Source organism: Vibrio sp. 1402 (assembly GCF_033340275.1).
In genome coordinates, this window is record NZ_JAWOWE010000204.1 from 1 (window position 1) to 758 (window position 758).

The 758-nt window shown below is 45.3% G+C and carries 1 pseudogene; it reads left to right on the plus strand.

Annotated features, from left to right (window positions below):
- A pseudogene (locus R7044_RS25100) lies at positions 1-758 on the plus strand (ATP-dependent DNA helicase DinG); the annotation flags it as partial.

Consider the following 758-nt stretch of genomic DNA (forward strand, 5'->3'; position numbering starts at 1 on the left):
GCTAGAGAAGCTGAATCAGTCAATCAGTAAATTTTCATCACTGGCTGATGAGAAACGTGTCGCTCGTTTCCGCAATGACTTGCAAGACTCCGTGCAAAACTTAATACCTGCGCTCACTCAACTGACTAAACAGTTCGACCCATCTCAGTTTGAAGAAGGCATCTACCGCTTTGAACATGGCGAACTGCCTACTTGGCTAGAAAACCAATCTAAAGAGCTAAAGCAGTTCAGCAAGAAAGCAAACCAAAGCGTCGCGAAAATCGCCGATCTTATCGCAGAAAGAGTCAAAGATGGCGAACTCGCGGCAAGATTGGCCGAGCCTGCGCTCGCTGAACTAGGTTTCTATATTCAACGACTAGAGAACCTTGCTCAAGTTTGGCATTTAATGGCAGAGCCAACACGAGAAAAAGGAGCACCTTTAGCGAGATGGCTAGAAACTCACCCAGATCGTGAAGGCGATTTTATTGTGAGTGTCTCCCCTCTTGAGATTGGATGGCAGCTAGACCAACAGATTTGGAGTCGTTGTATTGGTGCCGTATTAGTTTCAGCAACAATGCGAGCGTTGAACTCTTTCCACTATTTTTGCCATCAAGTAGGCATGGATGGAAAGCCAGAATCTGGGACTCAGTTTTTGGCACTCGCTTCGCCTTTTGATTATCAAAACCAAGCTGAGTTACTCATACCGGCAATGAAGTACGAACCATCGGCACCTCAATTTACTGAATATCTTATTGAGATCTTGCCTAAGTACTTAGAAG